This window comes from Methylopila sp. 73B, assembly GCF_000526315.1.
Lineage (GTDB): Bacteria > Pseudomonadota > Alphaproteobacteria > Rhizobiales > Methylopilaceae > Methylopila.
In genome coordinates, this window is record NZ_JAFV01000001.1 from 4,267,501 (window position 1) to 4,284,687 (window position 17,187).

The window sequence follows — 17,187 nt, forward strand, 5'->3', positions numbered from 1 at the left end:
AGCCGAGGCGGAGTCCCCGGGCGCCGTGTCGGCGGGGCCGTCGCCGGTCAGGGCCGACATGGACGTCGCGACGGCGGCGGTCGCGGTGCTCGCCGAGTGCGTCCGGCAGTTCCGGCGCAACGAAGACGCGCTGCTCGCCGGCGGCGACGACAAGGCGGTGCACCAGGCGCGGGTCGGGCTGCGGCGGCTGCGCTCGGCGCTGAAGATTTTCCGGCCGGCGCTGTCCGACGCGCGGCTTCCTGTGGTTGCGGGCGAGATCAAATGGCTCGGGCAGGCGCTGGGCGCCGCGCGGGATCTCGACGTGTTCGCCGAAAGCGCGCTCGACGGCGCCGGACGGCATGTCGACGTAGGCCCGCTCGCGGCCGAGGTCGAAACTGCGCGAACGGAGGCCTACGCGGTCGCGCTCGAGGCGCTGCGGTCGCCGCGCGCGCGCGCGGCCCTGTTCGATCTCGCGGAGTGGATGGCGATCGGCGCTTGGCGGACGGCGCCCGAGACCGCGGCGGTCCGCGGGACGGCGATCGAGGCCTTCGCGGCGGAGGTGCTCGCGGCCCGTTTCGCGAAGTTCGAGAAGAAGGCCAAGGGGTTGGTGCGGTTGAGCCCGGAAAAACGCCACGACGCCCGCATCGAGGCCAAGGCCCTGCGCTACGCCGCCGGCTTCTTCGCGCCGCTCTACCAGCGGAACGCCCGGACCGAGCGCCGGTTCGAGCGCTTCGACCGGCGTCTGAAGAAGCTGCTGGATACGCTCGGGGCGCTGAACGACATCGCGACCGCGGGCCCTCTTGCGCTCCGCATCGGACACGACGCGGTGAACCGCGGGGAGGCCGCGCTCGGGCTCGCCGCCGGAGTGATCGCGGGATCGACCGACGGCCGCGCGCACGCGCCGTTGGCGGATGCCGACCGGCGCCTACGGAAACTGCGGGACGCGAAGATCTTCTGGGAGTGACGGAGCGCGACGATCCAGCCGCGCTCCGCGTCGACGATCAGAGCAACTTGTCGATCGTGATCGGCAGTTCGCGCACGCGCTTGCCGGTGGCGTGGAAGATGGCGTTCGCGACCGCGGCCGCCGTTCCCACGATCCCGATTTCGCCCAGTCCCTTGACCCCAAGCGGGTTGCTGCCGTCCTCCTCGTCGACGAAGACCACGTCGATGTCGGGAATGTCGGCGTGCGCCGGCACGTGATATTCGCCCAAGTTGGCGTTCATCACGCGGCCGAGGGCCTTGTCCCACAGCGTCTCCTCGTGAAGCGCCATGCCACAGCCCATCACCACGCCGCCGAGGATCTGGCTCCGGGCGGTGAGCGGGTTCAGGATCTTGCCCGCGGCCACCGCGCTGACCACGCGGGCGAGGCGCACAACGCCTAGGTCTTCGTCGACGCGCACTTCGACGAAACACGCGGCGTGGGTGTAGCCGGCGTAGGTCTTGGCGAAATCCTTATCCGGCTCGAAGCCGCCGTCGGCGTCCAGCGTCTCGAGACCGGCGCCCTTCAGGATTTCGGCGAGCGACACCGCCTTCGAGGGGTCGGAAGCGAGCGCGATGCGCCCGTTGCCGAAGACGACGTGGCCCAGCGCCGCGTTGGCGAGGGGAGAACCGTCGATCCCGCGCGCGTGCTTGAGCAACTCTTCCTTCAGCGTGTCGCAGGCGCTCTTGACCGCGGAGCCGGCCGACGCTGCGGCCCAGGAGCCGCCTTCGACCGGCGCCATCGGCAGCGCGGTGTCGCCCACCTTGGACGTCACGTCCGCGATGTCGAGGCCGAGCGCGTCGGCGCCGATCTGCGCGAGGATGGTGTAGGTCCCGGTGCCGATGTCGGCGGTCGCGCAGGCGACCTCGAGCTTGCCGTCCGCGGTGAGCGTGGCGCGCGCCTTGTGCGGCATCGTCATCGCTTCCCAACAGCCGGTCGCCATGCCGTAGCCGATCAGCTCGCGGCCTTCCCGCATCGAGCGCGGCTCGGGCGAGCGCTTCGACCAGCCGAAGCGCTCGGCGCCCAGTCGGTAGGCCTCGCGCAGTTCCTTGGATGAAAACGGCTTGTCGTCGTTCTTGTCGCGGTCGGAGTAGTTCATCAGCCTGAGCTCGACCGGGTCGACCTTCGCCGCATAGGCCAGTTCGTCCATCGCGCACTCCAGCGCGAAAACGCCTGTGGTGGCGCCCGGCGCGCGCATGTCGGACGGGGTCGGGGTGTCGATCTTCCCGAGTTCGTACTTCAGCGCGACGTTGTCGCAGTCGTAGAGGAAGCCCGACCAGTTCACGATCGCTTCCTGGTAGTCCTCGTAGTGCGAGGTCGCCTGGATCGCGTGGTGCTGGATCGACGTCAGCCGCCCCTCGCCGTCCGCGCCGAACGACACCGTCTGCAGGCAGTCCGGCCGCCAGCCCATCGTGAACATCTGGCAGCGCGTCAGCACCAGTCGGACCGAGCGCTCGAGCTTCAGGCTGGCCATCACGGCAAGGAAGACATCGTAGTGTGGGCGGAGCGCCATGCCGAAGGCGCCGCCGACGAACGGCGAGACGACGCGCACCTTCTCCTCATCGAGCCCGAACACGGAGCAGATGTAGTTCTTCGGGTTCGCGACGCCCTGCGTCTTGTTGTGCACAAGCAGGCCGCCGTCGCCCTCCCAGACCACCGTCGTCGCCTGCAGCTCCATCGGGTTGTGGTGTTCCGCCACGACCCGGTAGTGCGCGCTCACCTGGATCGGCGCCGCGGCGAAGGCTCCGGCGGCGTCGCCGCGCGGCTCCGGCGTGGGCGGAATGCCGTCGCGGGGCTCCGGCGGATGGTAGTGGTTCGCCGCCGCCGCCACGTCGACGTTTGGCGTTTCGGCGGCGTAGGTCGCCTTGACCAGAGTCGCCGCATGGCGGGCTTTCTCATGGGTGTCCGCCACCACGAGCGCGATCGCCTGGCCGCTGTAGTGGACGCGGTCGTCCCGGAAGGGACGGAACGGGCTTCCCGGCACGGCCGCCATGTCGTTCTTGAACGGCTCGTCGTCCTCGGGGAAGGCGAGCTTGTTGTCGTGGCTCAGCACCTCGATCACGCCCGGCGCGGCGAGCGCCGCGGAGACGTCGAGCGACGTGACGCGACCTTTGGCGATCGCGCTCGGAACGGCGGCGGCGTAGGCGAGGTCGGGGGCCGTGAACTCAGCCACGTAACGCGCGAGACCGGAGACCTTGAGGGGGCCGTCGACGCGCGACTTCGCGCGGCCGACATAGGGATGGACGTTGGACATGAGCTGATCTTCCCTCAGTTCACGGTCTTGTCTGACTGAACCTGCGGTTCGCCCGACGCGGCTTGCGCGAGAGCGCGAACGACGGCCCGGCGCGCAAGCTCGATCTTGAAGTCGTTGCCGCCATACCCCTTCGCGCCGGCCAGGATCGCGTCCGCCGCCGCGCCGAAGCTGTCCGGCGTCGCCGGTTTCCCCTTCAGCAGGATTTCCGCGTCGGTCACGCGCCAGGGCTTATGCGCGACGCCGCCGAGGGCGATGCGGGCGTCGACGATCACGTCGCCGTCCATTTCCAGAGCGGCGGCGACCGACACCAGGGCGAAGGCGTAGGACAGCCTGTCGCGGAGCTTCAGATAGGTGTGGTTCCGCCCGAACCGGGGCCTCGGCAGTTCGACGGCGACGACCATCTCGCCGTGGGCCAGGGTGTTGTCGTTCTGCGGGGCGTCGCCGGGCAAGCGATGAAACGCGGCGAAGGGGACGACGCGGGAGCCGTTCGGACCTTCGACGTGGACGCTCGCCTCCAGTGCCGCCAGCGCGACGCACATGTCGGAGGGATGGGTCGCGATGCACGCCTCGCTCGTCCCGAGGATCGCGTTCACGCGGTTCACTCCAGTCTTCGCGGCGCAGCCGGAGCCGGGCTCGCGCTTGTTGCAGGGCGTCGCGACGTCGTAAAAGTAGTAACACCGGGTGCGCTGAAGCAGGTTGCCGCCGGTTGTCGCCGCATTGCGCAATTGGGCGGACGCGCCGGCCAGGATCGCGCTGGCGAGCAACGGATAGTCGCGCTGGATGCGCGCGTCATAGGCGAGGTCGGAGTTCGGAACCAGCGCGCCGATCCGCAGGCCGCCGGCGTTCGTCGCCTCGATCTCCCGCAGCGGCAGACGCGTGATGTCCACCAGCTTCTCAGGCTTCATCACGTCGTACTTCATCAGGTCGACGAGATTGGTGCCGCCTGCGATGAAGCGGGCCGCAGGGTCGCGGGCGACGGCCGCGATGGCGTCGGCCACGGTCTCGGCGCGGGTGTAGCTGAAGTTCATCATTCCGCGGCCTCCTTGAAGGCGCTTCGGCCCATCACGTCCTCAATCGCGTCGACGATGTTCCCGTAGGCGCCGCAGCGACAGAGGTTGCCGCTCATCAGCTCCCGGATCTCCGCCTCGGTCTTCGCGTGGCCTTCGCTCATCATGCCGATGGCCGAGCAAATCTGGCCCGGAGTGCAGTAGCCGCACTGGAAGGCGTCGTGGGCGATGAAGGCTTCCTGCAGCGGATGCAGGGCATCCGGCTGGCCGACGCCTTCGATCGTGGTGATCTCGGCGCCGTCGTTCATCACCGCGAGCTGGAGGCAGGCGTTCACGCGTCGCCCGTTAACGAGCACCGTGCAGGCCCCGCACTGGCCCTGGTCGCAGCCCTTCTTCGACCCTGTGAGGTCGAGCCTTTCCCTCAGGAGATCGAGAAGGGTCACCGAGGGCGGAACATCCAGCCTGCGTTCGACGCCGTTGACGGTGAGCGCGATGGACACAGCGTGAGGTTCAGCGGCTGTCGGCCGTTCAGTTCCCATCGGAGGCTCCTGGCAAAGCGGCGCTGCGGCGCTCGGATTTGGAACTGAAACAATTCGAAGCGCGGCGCGGTTCCCGAGCAACCGTAATCGGCGTAGGTCCGCGGACGCGGCAAATGCTGTTTGCGGCTCACCGACGGTCGGCTATCGTGCGGCGACCGGTTTCGCGCGAAGCCCGGCGCCCTCCGACGAGTTCTCCAGGACCTATGCCCGACCGCGTTCCTGACCCAGCGGACGTCGCCGATCCCGACCGGCTGGCCGCGCTGGCGAGCTACGCCATTCTCGACACGCCGCCCGAGAAGGGATTCGACGACCTCGTCGCCATCGCCGCCGAAGCGCTGGGCGCGCCGATGGCGCTCGTGAGCTTCGTCGGCGGCGACCGGCAGTGGTTCAAAGCCCGGATCGGTCTGGACGCGGCGGAGACCCCGATCGACCGGTCGGTCTGCGCGCACGCCCTGAGCGAGCGCGAGACGCTGGTGATCCCCGATCTTACGCAGGACCCGCGCACGCGCGCGAACCGCCTGGTCGTCGACGATCCCCGCCTGCGGTTCTACGCCGGCGCGGTGCTGCGCAGCCCCGAGGGGCATGCGCTCGGAACGCTGTGCGTTCTCGACGTCAAGCCGAGGCCCGAGGGCGTGACGCCGGGGCAGGAAAGGATCCTGAAGGCGCTGGGTCGCCAGGTCGAAGCTCAACTCGCTCTGCGACGCGCGATCGCAAGCGGAGACGAGGCCTTCCGCCGCTATCACCTCGTGGGCCACGTCACTCACGATGCGATCTGGGACTGGGATCTGCTCGCCGATCAGGTGATCTGGAACGAGGCCCTGACCTCGGCCTACGGCCACCGGCTGGAGGACGTCGAGCCGACGGGCGCGTGGTGGATGAACCACATCCATCCCGACGACCGGGACCGCGTCAGCGCGGACTTTCAGGCCTTTCTCGGCCCCAAGGGCGCGGAATGGCGCAGCGAGTACCGTTTTCGCCGCGCGGACGGCACCTACGCGATGGTGCTCGACCGGGGCACGGCGGTGCGCGACGCGCACGGCGCGGCCGTCCGGGCGATCGGCGCGATGCTCGACCTCACCGAGCGGGCCGAGGCGGAGGAGCAGTTCCGCGCCGTGTTTGAGGGCGCGAACGTCGGCATCGTGCAGCTCGACCCGGTGTCCGCCCGGGCGCTTCGGGTGAACGACAAGCTCTGCGAGATCTGGGGCGCGAGCAAGGAGGAGATTCTTGGCCAGTCTGTGGCCCGCTGGACGCCCGACGAGGACGACGGCGCGCGCAGGGACCTGCATGGACGGCTGGCGCGCGGCGAACTGATGACCGTGCTGCTCGAGAAGCGCTATCGTCGCGGCGACGGCCGGATCATCTGGGCGCGGGTGAACCTCGTTTCCCGCCGGCTCGCGGGCGGAAGCATCCAGACCACGGCGATGATCGAGGACGTGACCGCCGAGCGCGAGGAGAAGGCCTGCAAGGCCGCGCTGGCCGAACTCGGCGTCCGCATGCGCGACCAACGCGACGAGCGCGTGATCGCCGGCGTCGCCTGCGAGGTCGTCGGGCGCACGCTCGGTCTGTCGCGGGTGAGCTTCGGCGCGGTCGATCCCCGCCGGGCGGAGGTCGAAATCAAGGCGGACTGGCGGGCGGACGATCTCGAAAGCGGCGTGGGCGTGCACGCGCTCGATCGGTTCGGCGATCTCGCAGACGCGCTCGACCATGACGACGCCTTCGCGGTCTCGGACGTCGCCGCTGATCCACGCACCGCGGACCATGCCGCGGCCTATGCCGCGATCGGCATCCGCGCGATGCTGCACGTCCCGATCCGCGAGCGCGGCAGTCTCGTCTCGGTGTTCTTCCTCCACGCCGCCGATCCGCGCGACTGGACCGCGGGAGCGGTGGCTTTCGTGCGGATGGCCGCCGACCAAGCCGCGGCGGCGGCCGCGCGCGCCTTGTCGGAAGAGCGGCAGAGGATCCTGAACCAGGAGCTCAGCCACCGCATGAAGAACCTGCTGGCGTTGGTCCAGGCAATCGCGTCGCAGACCATGCGGGGCGCGAGCACGCTCGAAGGCGCGAGCCGGGTTCTCGAGGGCCGGCTGGTTGCGCTCGGGCGCGCCCACGACGTGCTGCTTGGCGGGGCGGTGTCGGCCGCGCCTCTGGAGGCGGTGGTCGTCGAGGCTCTCAAGAATCATCTCGACGGCCCGGAACGCCTTACGGTCGACGGGCCCGCGGTGCTGGTGGGCCAGAAGGCCGCTCTGCCGCTTGTGCTGATGATGCACGAACTCGGCACCAACGCGGCGAAGTACGGAGCGCTGTCCGCGCCCGAGGGCGTGGTCTCGATCAAGTGGGCGCTCGCCGGCGCTCCAGGGCGCCAGAGCGTCCGCCTCGTGTGGGAGGAAAGCGGCGGGCCCGAAGTCGGGCCGCCGACCCGAAAGGGGTTCGGCGTCCGGCTTCTGGAGCGCGGTCTGGCGAGCCAGCTCGACGGCGCCGTGCGGCTGGACTACGCGCCGACCGGCGTGGTGTGCACGCTCGACGTGCCGCTGGAGCGCCTGCAGGACCAGAGCTGACCTTCGAGGCCGGCGCGTGACCGCACGTCGGCGGCCGCGGAGCAGAGGTCGTCGCCGTCAACGCTATGTCTCCAACGCGCCAAACGAAAACGCCGCGCTCCTGGGGAGCGCGGCGTGGTCGCTTCGAAAGGGCCGCCGTCAGGCGGCGCCGATCACTTCAGCTTGCTGAAGGCGGTGTCGAACGAGAGGCTGACCATGTAACGGTCGCCGCAAACCCAGCGGGCGCCGTTGTTATTGGCGCACTCGTTGCGAGACAGATCGCTGTCGGAATAGCGGAACTCGATGGTCGCGGCCTTGTAGGTCGCGCCGACGCCGAGGTTCCACGTCAGGTAGTCTTCCGCAAGAGCGAAGCCGCGCGAGCGGTCGATCCACTGCTTGCCAAATTCGCCAGACACGTAGAAACCGACGTCCGGAATGGTGTCGAGCGGGATATTGACCTTGCCGATGGCCGACAGATACAGCGCGTCGGAACCGGTGTTCACGAAATCGCTGGTCCAGTAGACGTTGCCGGTAATCGAGCCGAAGTTGCCAAAAGCGTAGCTCGGCTTGGCGTAGATCTCCCAGTAGTCCAGCTGCTTGAGCGGGCCGGGGGTGTCTTCGCCGGGGTAGTAATAGTACAGGCCGCCGACGTCGAGGGTAAAGGCGTCCCAGGTGTGGCGCAGGCCGCCGTAGATGTCGACCTCAGCGGCCGGGTCGGTCGCGAAGCCGTTGACGCTCGACGACCAGATGCCGGCGTAGACCCAATCAAAGGCCTGCAGCTCGGCGTAGCCCTGGACCGCCGGGTCGCCCTTGCTCTGCGTCACGCCGCGGAACACGTAGTCCGTGGTGAACTTGACGCCGAAGGCGACGTCGATCGGCGACGGGGCCGACTCGATCACCATCGCCTCGGGAGCGGCGAGGTCGGCCGCCGACGCGACGGACATCGCCGACAGGCCGGCCGTGGCCGAAAGCAGCGTCGTGAGAGCAAACCCCGTGACAGTCTTCATAACTCTTCCCCAGAACCGCAAGGAACCTCAGTTCGTTGCAGTCAAAATCGGGGAGGCCCGACGTTAAGTCGAGCCCCATTTTTGTGCTTTGGCGCGACGGTCACCCGGTAGATGCTTTTCCGCCACAGCTATGGCGACGGTAAGACGTCGTCACGCAACCCGCTCGTCGAGCGGGTGGGTGCGCAGCCGATGAGGGTCGTAGAACGGCGTCCGGACCACGTGGGCCGGGAATTCGCCAAGCGACGACTTCACAGTCAGAAGCGTTCCAAGCGCCTTCAGTTCTGGTGCGACGTGGCCGAGCGCGATCGATTTCATCAGATGCTTACTGTAAGTGGTGCTGTTAACGATGCCTACTTCCGCGCCATCTTTGCAGATCTTAGCTCCTGGTTCGATCGCTTCATGGGCGTCGATCTCCAGTCCGACCTGTGCGACCCGCTCCGTGCCTTTTTTTGCGGCAAGAGCGGCTTTGCCATGGAAGTCCGCCTTGCTCAGGTCGACGGTCCAGTCCGCGCCGACCTCCCACGGGGTCGTGTCGCCCTGCGGCATGTCGAACGGGAAGAACAGCAACCCGCCCTCGACCCGCACGATGTCGAGGCATGACCACGACGCCGCGCACACGCCGTGGGGCTTGCCGGCCTCCATGATCGCGTCCCAAAGAATCGGGGCGTCGGCGGCGGAGCAGAACACCTCGTAGCCGCGCTCAGCCGAGTAGCCGCCGCGGGCGAGCGACACGCGCTTGCCGAACAGTTCAGTCCTGGCGTGCTCGAAATACTTGAGCGTCTTGAGATCGAACGGCGTGTGCGGGTCGAGGATCTCGAGCGCGAGCGGGCCCTGCAGCGACAGGATGTGGACGTCGTCGTCCTTCTCCCAGCTCGCGTCCGAGCCCTCGAAGAACCCGTCGATGACCTCTTCCAGCGCGCCGCCGCCGTGGCTCAGCCGGTAGGCGTCCGGCCCGTCGCGGTAGACCAGCACGTCGTCGATCAGCGCTCCGTCCGCATTGACGATGTTGGAGATCGCCGACTGGCCCGGCGCCAGCGCGTCGATGTCCGACGTGAGCATGTGATTCAGGACCTTCACGGCGTCGGGTCCCGAGACGTTGATCATCCGCAGACCGGAGACGTCGAACAGCCCGGCCTTGGAGCGCACGATCGTGACCTCCTCGTAGGGGTCGGTCGCGTAGTTCTGAGGGATCGGCATGCCGTTCCAGTCGCTGTCGAGCGGCGAGCCCAGGTCGCGATGGCGGGAGAACAGCGCGTTCTTGCGCGGGAAGTCTTCAGCGGTGGTGGCCATGGCGGCGGTTCCTTCCGGTGGATGACGAGGCTCGAGCGGCCCCTGGGGCGACCGGGCGGGTCGCCCGGGTCGAGAAAGCCGGGATGTGATGGGCGCCGCGCGCGGCGCGGGGCGGGTCAGTCCGGGAAGAAGCCCGGCGAGGTCGGAGCGCCGTCGTCGTGGCGCGCGAGGTAGTCGACCGTCATGTCGCGGAAGCGGGTCAGGCCCTTGTAGTCGGCGAGTTCGGGGCGAAGATCGCGCAGCACGCGGTGCAGGCGCCGGCCCCACTTCGGGACGGTCACCAGCTCCTCCATCTTGATCATGTAGGCGCGGATCGAGAACACGATCGCGTTCGAGCGGGGCAGGCGCCACAGCGCCTGAAGCTCGACCCGTAGATGAACCTTGTCGCCCACGTTCTCGGGCGTCACCGTCGTCCGGTCGATGCCCCACTTGTGGTAATTCTCGGGGCTGGTGTCGAGCCGCGGATTGATGGTCATCGTCCAGTTCAGGCGGCGCACCGGCCGTCCCTGCTGAAGGTTCAGCATGAACTTCAGCGCCCGGTCCATGACGCCCATCTCGTGGGCGAGCGGCACCGGCCCGTGCCATTCCGTCCAGCTCATGCCGATGTCAAAATCGAGCGACCAGTCGGCCTGGGTGGTGATCATGCCCGCGTCCATCCAGAGCATGTCGTTACGCTGGTCGATCAGGGCGAAGTCGCCCTGGCACTGGCGGGTGACGTACTCCATCGGCGGGTAGGGCAGGGTCGCGGTGTCGCCGAAGGTGAAGTGCTGGTCGATCCCGAGCGGGCGGTTGACCCAACGCCATTTGTCGCCGTCCCGGGTCAGCGAGAAATGCTCGGGATAGTGCTTCGACATCTGCTCCATCAGCAGCTCGACGAGGTCCCATTCCGCCGTCAGCATGTGCGGCAGCGCCTGGCAGCGCAGCGGATCCTCCTTCAGCACCAGCGCCCGGTCGCGCATCTCCGAGACGTAATGCTCGTCGATGTCGATCGGGAACTCGGTGGTCGACTTCGCCGGCCCCGGCATGTGCTGCTCGATGTTGACGGCGTACATGTACTCGTCCTTGTCGAACGGGAACGGAAAGCGCTGGATCGCCTCCGGGCTGTTCGAGAAGGTGAAGTCGTCGCGGAAGGTCTCGTTCTTGAACTGGATGGTCATCGGCGGCCTCCGGCCTTCAGGTCTTCGGATGACAAGCGAAACGCCGCGCTTTCCACGTCTCCCCACAGGGGAGAGGTGGCGACGCGAAGCCGAGCGTGTGAGGGGGAGAGTCCGTTCCATAGAAGCGCAGCGCCCCCTCACCCGGCGCTCGCGCGCCGACCTCTCCCCACAGGGGAGAGGTGAAGGCCTGCGCTTGCTGAAAGGCGCTCACAGGTCCAGCACCAGCTCGCGGCCCTTCAGCCGCGACACGCAGGTCATGATCTTCGTCCCCGACGCCTTCTCCTCGTCCGAGAGGAAGTGGTCGTTGTGGACGAGCTCGCCGTCGCAGGAGACGACGGTCGTTTCGCACTGTCCGCAAGCGCCGCCGCGGCACAGGAAGGGCGCGTCGACGCCAGCCGCCTCGATCGCCTCGAGCAGGCTCTGATCGCTGCGCACCTCGGTGGTGATGCCGGCCTTCGCGAGCGTGAGCGCGAAAGGCGACCCGCCGGGAGGGGCGAGGAAGCGCTCGGCGTGAAGGTTCTCCTCCGGCCAGCCGGCCGCGCGGCCGCCCTTGAGGATCGCGTCGATCATGCCCTCGGGCCCGCAGACGTAGAGATGCGTGCCGAGCGGCTGGTGGGGGAGGATGCGGTCGACCGCGATCACTTCCTGGCAGTCGTCGCGGTAGAGCCGAACCTTGTCGCCGTGGCGCGCGACCAGCTCGTCGGCGAAGGCGCCATGGGCGGCGTCGCGCATGGCGTAGTGGATCTCGTAAGCGAAGCTCTGGCGCGCGAGCTCCTCCGCCATGGCGTAGATCGGCGTGACGCCGATGCCGCCTGCGATCAGCAGGTGCTTCCGGCCGGTGCGGTTCAGCGGGAACAGGTTGACCGGCATGGTGATCGTCAGCTCGGAGCCGACCTCCACCCGGTCGTGCATGAAGACCGAGCCGCCGCGCGACTGCGGGGTGCGCAGCACGCCGATGCGGTAGGTCGAGCCGTCGGCCGAGCGGTCGATCAGCGAGTAGGGGTTCTTGATGCGCCGGTCGTCCGCGTCCATCGCGACGACCACATGGGAGCCGGCGGAGAAGACCGGCAGGGGCGACCTGTCGCGCGCGGCGAGGCTGAAGCGCTTCACCGTCGGCGTCGCCTGCTCGATCGAGACCACGCGGACGCCGATTTCCACCCCGCCGCTCATGCGTAGAGCTCCTCGGCCGGGGGCACGTCGCCCGGCGTCTCCGCGTCGATCGAGACGCCCTGGAAGGCCCCGAGCCGGCGCGAATAGTGGTCGCGGACGAGCAGCGGAATGCCGCAATGGCTGCAGGTGACGGGCGACACGGTCACGTTCTCGGTCATTCCCTTGCAGTGGACGCACTGCACCCGGCGGGCGAGCGAGCCGCGGTGTTCGGTGCGGATCGACGCCTGGTCGACGCCGTGCGCCATGCCGGCCGCGACGACCGAGCCGATGAAGCCCTCGACGCCGGCGGCGTAGAGGCGCGTGCCCATGGTCGCGGTGTTCAGGATTACGTTCAGGCGGGTAATCAGCGTGGGCTGCGATGGCATGACGAAAAGGTCGTCGGGCCTGAACGCCGCGAGCCGTGCGGCGTGGTCTTCGCCGGCCGATCCGCCAGCTGCGTAAAGCAGCGTGGTGCGGGCGAGCGCCTCGGGGTGGGCCCCGAAGGCGTCGATCACCGCAAGCGCGCCTTCGCCCTCCGCGGCGACCAGATGGCGGCGCGCCGCAACGTCCACCTTCAGGCCTCCATAGACCGGACGGCTCTTGATGTTGGAAACCAGCATGTCTTCGGAACCAGCGTCGAGAGATCTTCAGGACGGTCCGCGGAAACGTCCGCGGTCCGGCGAGGCCCGAGCCCGGAGCGATGTCGCTCCGGGCTCGGGCGAGCGCGTCAGAACTGGAACACCGCGTTCGCGATCAGCACCGTCGCGACGCCCGCCAGCAGCGTGAGATACGGCAGCATGCCCGCCTTCTTGGGCATCTTGGCGCCGATCTCGCCGCCGACCTGCAGGTCCTCGAGCATCTTCGCCGGGAACTTGCCCTTGTCCTGCACGTAGTGCCGGAAGAAGAACACCGGGATGATGAAGGCCGCCGTGATCAGGCCGGCCCACAGCGCGTTGGGGTTCCAGACCTTGGCGCCCGCGCCCATGAAGACGGCGTTGACGAAGGCGAACACGGCGCCGAGGGCGATGATGAAGGTCGGCGCCTTGTAGGGCCGCGGGATGTGGCCGCTGTCGATGCGGTGGATCCAGCCGGAGTTCAGGTTCAGGAAGTTAAAGATGATGTAGCCGCAGTTCGACACCGCCAGGATGAAGAAGAACGAGGTGGCGTCGGCGCAGGCGATCGCGAGCAGGACCAGGTTGAAGGCGAGGTCGGTCCACATGGCGTTGGTCGGGGCGCCGTGGTGGTTCACGTAGGAGAGGTACTTCGGCAGCCAGCCGTCGACCGAGCCCTGGTAGAGCGTGCGCGACGAGCCCGCCATCGCGGTCATCAGGCAGAGCATCAGCGCGAGGATCATGAGCATGACCAGCGCGTTCTCGATGATCGGCCCGCCGCCGACCATGTGCGCGAGCGCCGACGCGACGCCCGAGCCGTCGACGATCGGGGTCTCGAGCATGCCGGTGAGGCCGAGCTCGCTCTGGAAGGTGAAGGGCACGATCACGAACACGGCGATGCAGAGCAGGCCGGAGAAGAAGATCGCCTTGAACGTGTCGCGGGCGGGATCCTTGAACTCGCTCGTGTAGCAGATCGCAGTCTCGAAGCCGTAGGTCGACCAGGCCGCGATGAACATGCCGCCCAGCACCAGCGTCCAGCCCGGGATGTTCCACGCGCCGGGCTCCGGCTTGTAGGCCTCCGCCAGCGGCACGAAGGGCTGGAAGTTCGACCAGTTCACCCCGTGCTGCAGCAGCGGCGCGACGCCGACGATGACGAGCGGCACGATCACCAGAACGCCGACCACCTTCTGCACCCGGGCGGTGCCCAGGATGCCGCGGTGCTGCACGGCGAAGGTGCCGAGCATCAGGGCCGCGCCGATGAAGAACGCGGAGTTCAGCGAGAACGAGACCGGGCCGAGCGTGCCGGAGACGAGCGTCCAGGTGCGGATCGCGGAGGTCGCGTCAGGCGCGACGGCGGTGAGGATGTAGCCCGCGGCGATCGAGCAGCCGAGCGACAGCACCGGCGACCATGCGAACCAGTTGCACCACACCGAAAGCGGCGCGATCGGCTTGGCGTACCGCACCCAGGCCGCCGCGCCGTAGATCGAGGCGCCGCCGGACTTGTTCGGGAACAGGCCCGCGATCTCCGCGTACACGAAGGACTGCAGGAAGCCCATCATCATGGACGCCGCCCAGATGGCGAAGGCGGGCGTGCCGGTGGTGCCGGCGATGCCGCCGATCGAGAACAGGACCAGCGGCGGCACGCCGCTCGCCACCCAGAAGGCGCCTGTCCATGAAATGTTGCGTCTAAGCTGGTGCGTGTCGTTGGCCGAGACCGGCGTATCCGCCGCTGCGATGCTCATTGCTCTTCCCCGTTCCAGAAACCGTGCGGCCGGTCGGCCGGACGTTCAGGCGCGCTCCGCGGCGGCCGTCGGCGGGAGCGTTCCCGGCGCGGCGATGCGTTCTCGCGGAGCAGGCCGATGAGGTCGCGGGGCGGGCGCCGGCGCTGTGCGCTCCGGCGTCGTGCAGCATGCGGCTGGCGGGCCAGGCAGCAAACATCGAAGGTCCCTTCGTCCTCGCGGACGTCCTTCGCGCAAACGTCGCGCGACCTCGGTGGGGGATCATGCAGGTCTGCAGATTGTTGTCAAAAGTTTTTCCCATGAGGAAAAACTAGGCGGGCGCGTCTCGGCCGGCGCCGGCGTCGGAAACGCCCCGTCGGGAGCGCTCGAAATCCAGGCGGGCGGCGCGGTAGACGTCCGGAAGCGACAGCGCCCAGACGAAGAATCCGCCTGCGTGGCGGCCGATGATCGAGGCGTCGGGACTTGCGAACCGCGCCGTCAGCCAGCCCAGCAGGATCGTGAACAGCGCGAATCCGAGCCCGCGCGCCGCGCGCCCGATCAGGACATGCCCGAAGCCGGGCAGCAGCGCCCCGACGAGCAGGACGAGGCGTGGATCACGCGGCGCGGACGGCGTCGACCGGAGCGCGGACGTCGAGTGGATCGCGGTCATGAGGGTCTCTCGTGGCTGGCGCCGGGGCGGCGGCGATCTGTCGGGCGAGGTCGAGGGCGGCGGCCGCGTCGTGTCGCGTGACGCTCGCCACGGGAAAGCGCATGTCGCGGAACAGCAGGTAGGCGCCCCGGCTCCCCTGCGCCGCCTGCCGGACCACCCGCACGCCGCGGGGCGTGATGAGGATGGATTTCAGCCGTGGGTCCGCAAGCGGCGCCGCGAGGCGCTCGGACAGCGCGGCGAGCAGGAGGCCGGCGTCGGCCGAGCCGCAGACCCGGGTGTCCTGGGGCCAGCCGGCGGGCGGCGCATGGCGATGGGGCAGGGCCAAGCCGCCCGAGAAAAACTCGGCGCCGGTCGGCCGGCGGACGAGGTCGAGCGTCGCGGAGGTGGAGAGGTCCGCGCGCACCGTCGCCGCGAGCCAGAGCTGCGGCAAGCGGCGGAAGGCGAGTTGCTCGGCGAAGACCCGCAGGGCGGCCTCCGCGCCGCCGTAGCGGCCTCTCAGCACGGGGTCGCCCGCGGCGTCGAGGGAGCGGACGCCGCCGTCGAGCAGATCGGCGCAGGCGTCCAGCCGCCCTGCGCGCCGAAGCGCCTCGGCGCGGCCCGCACGCCGCAGGGAGAGCGCGGCCAGGGCGACGACGCTCAGCGCCAGGGCGAGGAGCGCGGCGCTCGCCATGGGCTCAATACCCCCTCGGCTTGGGCCAGGCCATGGTGAACTGGTCGCCCCGCCGGACATACTTGTAGCGGTGCAGGACGAACCAGGCCGAGGCCGCGATGTAGAACGCCATCATCGCCAGCAGCTGCGTGCCGTAGCCGAGGAAGACCGCGGCGTAGGTGACGGAGCACAGCAACAGAAGCAGCACGGCGGGCAGCGGATGCAGCGGGTGCACGAAGCCGCGGGGGATGGAGCCCAGCGGCCACTTGCGGCGGAACATCACGATGCTGAGCGCCATGGTGGTGTAGCCGAGCAGGCCGGACAGGATCGAGAAGGTGATCGTCTGGTCGAGCGGCGTGGAGATCGCGAACAGGATCGCGATCGGGGCGAAGAACACGATCGCGCGGTAGGGGGTGCGGTAGGTGGGATGCACCGCCCCGAACCACACCGGCATGTAGCGGTCGCGGCCCATGGCGAACCACGCGCGGGAGGCGTCGTTCACGCAACCGTTGGCGGAGGCGACGGTCGCGAACAGCGTGCCGAAGAACAGGAAGATCTCGAGCGGCGCGCTACCGGTGAGGCGGGCCGCGTCGTAAAGCGGCGTTACCGCCTGGCCGAGGTACTCCCAGGGCATCAAGCCCGTACCGACGTACCAGGTCAGCGTCGCCGCGATCAGCAGCGTCATGATGCCGGTGAGCGTGCCGAGCGGCAGGGCGCGGGCGGGCGAGCGCACCTCTTCCGCCGCCTGCGTGGTGCCCTCGATGCCGAGGTAGAACCACAGCCCGAAGTGCATCGCCGCGAGAATGCCGAGGCCGCCGTAGGGCAGTCCGGTGAGCAACTCGTCGTGCTTCAGCGTCTCGCCGGGCGCCCAGGGCTGGGCGTAGACGAACAGCGTCACGATGGCGGCGAAGGCGACGGCGGTGATGACGAGGTTCAGCGTCAGCGTCGCCAGCACGCCGCGGTAGTTCAGCCACGACAGGAAGACGATCGTCAGCACCATGAAGGCGCGTTTGTCGACGTCGCCCACGAGGCCCATGTTGTGGGAGAAGGCCTCGATCAGGTCGCCGGTGACGATGGCGTTCGAGACCTCCAGCATGGTGTAGGCCATGACGAGGTAAAGCCCGACGTTGAAGGCGGCGAGCGGGCCGATGATGTGCTTGGCCTGGGCGTACTGGCCGCCGGCGGCGGCGACCGTCGAGGTGATCTCGCTGTCGATCATCGCGACGCAGGTGTAGAGGATTCCGGCGAGCCAGCAGGCGGTGAGCGCCGCGATCGCGCCGCCTTTGCCGACCGCGAAGTTCCAGCCCATGAACTCGCCGACGAGCACGATGCCGACGCCGAGCCCCCAGACGTGAGCGGGGCCGAGCACGCGTTTCAGGGCGACGCGGCGGGGGGCGGGCGCGGCGGACGTCGCGCCGGCGACGCCGGCGATCGGGTGGCTGATGTCGGTCATCAGGTCCTCGCCGCCGTTTCCGCCATCTCGGCGTCGATGATGTCGCCCTCCGCGGAGGAGGTGAGGTAGTCCTCGCCGTAGGATCGGTTCGTCTTGAACATGTCCCAGGCCATCCAGAGCGCGAGGACGGCCGAGACCGCCCAGGCGCCGAGGTTCAGGATCGTCAGCATCCGGCGCTCCATCGATAGGGGGAT

The 17,187-nt window shown here is 68.8% G+C and carries 15 protein-coding genes (1 of these 15 only partly in view); 2 read left to right on the forward strand and 13 right to left on the reverse strand.

What is annotated here, in order from left to right:
• On the forward strand, positions 1–943 hold the 3' portion of the coding sequence (locus tag K244_RS0120565; protein ID WP_020188182.1) for a CYTH and CHAD domain-containing protein. Its footprint begins 626 nt before the window's first position; 943 of the gene's 1,569 nt are visible here — the last part of the coding sequence; its start codon lies beyond the left edge, outside the window; it ends in the stop codon at positions 941–943.
• Positions 944–980: 37 nt separating this feature from the next.
• On the opposite strand, the gene K244_RS0120570 is transcribed toward K244_RS0120565, so the two are convergent.
• Genes K244_RS0120570 through K244_RS0120580 form a run of 3 tightly spaced genes read right to left on the reverse strand, consistent with a single transcriptional unit; the run spans position 981 to position 4,758 of the window.
• Positions 981–3,212, reverse strand: a complete 2,232-nt coding sequence (locus tag K244_RS0120570; protein WP_020188183.1) for a xanthine dehydrogenase family protein molybdopterin-binding subunit — start codon at positions 3,210–3,212, stop codon at positions 981–983.
• A gap of 14 nt (positions 3,213–3,226) precedes the next feature.
• Positions 3,227–4,243: a xanthine dehydrogenase family protein subunit M gene (locus tag K244_RS0120575; protein ID WP_020188184.1), complete on the reverse strand. Its 1,017-nt coding sequence runs from the start codon at positions 4,241–4,243 to the stop codon at positions 3,227–3,229.
• Positions 4,240–4,758 (reverse strand): 2Fe-2S iron-sulfur cluster-binding protein, encoded by a 519-nt coding sequence (locus tag K244_RS0120580; RefSeq protein ID WP_024816655.1) that lies wholly within the window; start codon positions 4,756–4,758, stop codon positions 4,240–4,242. Before K244_RS0120580 ends, K244_RS0120575 begins: the two co-directional genes overlap by 4 nt.
• 203 nt (positions 4,759–4,961) lie before the next feature.
• Between K244_RS0120580 and K244_RS0120585 the strand changes: the two genes are divergently transcribed.
• Positions 4,962–7,310 carry a PAS domain S-box protein gene (locus tag K244_RS0120585; protein WP_020188186.1) on the forward strand — a complete coding sequence of 783 codons (2,349 nt, stop codon included), beginning with the start codon at positions 4,962–4,964 and terminating at the stop codon, positions 7,308–7,310.
• A gap of 152 nt (positions 7,311–7,462) precedes the next feature.
• Here K244_RS0120585 and K244_RS0120590 read toward each other — a convergent pair whose 3' ends face one another.
• The 10 genes from K244_RS0120590 to K244_RS24015 all read right to left on the reverse strand — a co-directional run bounded on the left by K244_RS0120590 (position 7,463) and on the right by K244_RS24015 (position 17,163).
• Entirely contained in the window at positions 7,463–8,296 is an 834-nt protein-coding gene (locus tag K244_RS0120590) for a TorF family putative porin (protein WP_020188187.1), read from the reverse strand.
• A gap of 150 nt (positions 8,297–8,446) precedes the next feature.
• The gene (locus K244_RS0120595; protein WP_020188188.1) at positions 8,447–9,586 is read right to left on the reverse strand and encodes an aminomethyltransferase family protein; all 1,140 of its coding nucleotides are present in this window, start codon (positions 9,584–9,586) and stop codon (positions 8,447–8,449) included.
• A 116-nt stretch (positions 9,587–9,702) separates the two neighbouring features.
• The gene (locus tag K244_RS0120600; RefSeq protein WP_020188189.1) at positions 9,703–10,743 is read right to left on the reverse strand and encodes a DUF3445 domain-containing protein; all 1,041 of its coding nucleotides are present in this window, start codon (positions 10,741–10,743) and stop codon (positions 9,703–9,705) included.
• Positions 10,744–10,950: 207 nt separating this feature from the next.
• Positions 10,951–11,913: a PDR/VanB family oxidoreductase gene (locus tag K244_RS0120605; protein ID WP_020188190.1), complete on the reverse strand. Its 963-nt coding sequence runs from the start codon at positions 11,911–11,913 to the stop codon at positions 10,951–10,953.
• The gene (locus tag K244_RS0120610; protein WP_020188191.1) at positions 11,910–12,512 is read right to left on the reverse strand and encodes a dimethylamine monooxygenase subunit DmmA family protein; all 603 of its coding nucleotides are present in this window, start codon (positions 12,510–12,512) and stop codon (positions 11,910–11,912) included. The genes K244_RS0120605 and K244_RS0120610 overlap by 4 nt, the downstream gene beginning before the upstream one ends.
• Before the next feature lie 107 nt (positions 12,513–12,619).
• Complete coding sequence (locus tag K244_RS0120615) at positions 12,620–14,245, reverse strand: APC family permease (protein ID WP_020188192.1); 1,626 nt, start codon at positions 14,243–14,245, stop codon at positions 12,620–12,622.
• Between the two features lie 307 nt (positions 14,246–14,552).
• Positions 14,553–14,891, reverse strand: coding sequence for a hypothetical protein (locus tag K244_RS0120620; RefSeq protein WP_020188193.1), 339 nt, complete (start codon positions 14,889–14,891; stop codon positions 14,553–14,555).
• Positions 14,836–15,561 (reverse strand): hypothetical protein, encoded by a 726-nt coding sequence (locus K244_RS0120625; protein WP_020188194.1) that lies wholly within the window; start codon positions 15,559–15,561, stop codon positions 14,836–14,838. Before K244_RS0120625 ends, K244_RS0120620 begins: the two co-directional genes overlap by 56 nt.
• A 4-nt stretch (positions 15,562–15,565) precedes the next feature.
• Entirely contained in the window at positions 15,566–16,993 is a 1,428-nt protein-coding gene (locus K244_RS0120630) for an amino acid permease (RefSeq protein ID WP_020188195.1), read from the reverse strand.
• Positions 16,993–17,163, reverse strand: a complete 171-nt coding sequence (locus tag K244_RS24015) for a hypothetical protein (RefSeq protein WP_197027190.1) — start codon at positions 17,161–17,163, stop codon at positions 16,993–16,995. The genes K244_RS0120630 and K244_RS24015 overlap by 1 nt, the downstream gene beginning before the upstream one ends.
• Between the last annotated feature and the right edge of the window lie 24 nt (positions 17,164–17,187).

Coding starts and splice junctions, on each gene's coding strand:
- K244_RS0120620 (WP_020188193.1), bottom strand. CDS start 14,891: ATGACCGCGATCCACTCGACGTCCGCGCTCCGGTCGACGCCGTCCGCG.
- K244_RS0120570 (WP_020188183.1), bottom strand. CDS start 3,212: ATGTCCAACGTCCATCCCTATGTCGGCCGCGCGAAGTCGCGCGTCGAC.
- K244_RS0120595 (WP_020188188.1), bottom strand. CDS start 9,586: ATGGCCACCACCGCTGAAGACTTCCCGCGCAAGAACGCGCTGTTCTCC.
- K244_RS0120600 (WP_020188189.1), bottom strand. CDS start 10,743: ATGACCATCCAGTTCAAGAACGAGACCTTCCGCGACGACTTCACCTTC.
- K244_RS0120630 (WP_020188195.1), bottom strand. CDS start 16,993: ATGACCGACATCAGCCACCCGATCGCCGGCGTCGCCGGCGCGACGTCC.
- K244_RS0120580 (WP_024816655.1), bottom strand. CDS start 4,758: ATGGGAACTGAACGGCCGACAGCCGCTGAACCTCACGCTGTGTCCATC.
- K244_RS0120625 (WP_020188194.1), bottom strand. CDS start 15,561: ATGGCGAGCGCCGCGCTCCTCGCCCTGGCGCTGAGCGTCGTCGCCCTG.
- K244_RS0120615 (WP_020188192.1), bottom strand. CDS start 14,245: ATGAGCATCGCAGCGGCGGATACGCCGGTCTCGGCCAACGACACGCAC.
- K244_RS0120605 (WP_020188190.1), bottom strand. CDS start 11,913: ATGAGCGGCGGGGTGGAAATCGGCGTCCGCGTGGTCTCGATCGAGCAG.
- K244_RS0120590 (WP_020188187.1), bottom strand. CDS start 8,296: ATGAAGACTGTCACGGGGTTTGCTCTCACGACGCTGCTTTCGGCCACG.
- K244_RS0120585 (WP_020188186.1), top strand. CDS start 4,962: ATGCCCGACCGCGTTCCTGACCCAGCGGACGTCGCCGATCCCGACCGG.
- K244_RS0120575 (WP_020188184.1), bottom strand. CDS start 4,243: ATGATGAACTTCAGCTACACCCGCGCCGAGACCGTGGCCGACGCCATC.
- K244_RS24015 (WP_197027190.1), bottom strand. CDS start 17,163: ATGCTGACGATCCTGAACCTCGGCGCCTGGGCGGTCTCGGCCGTCCTC.
- K244_RS0120610 (WP_020188191.1), bottom strand. CDS start 12,512: ATGCTGGTTTCCAACATCAAGAGCCGTCCGGTCTATGGAGGCCTGAAG.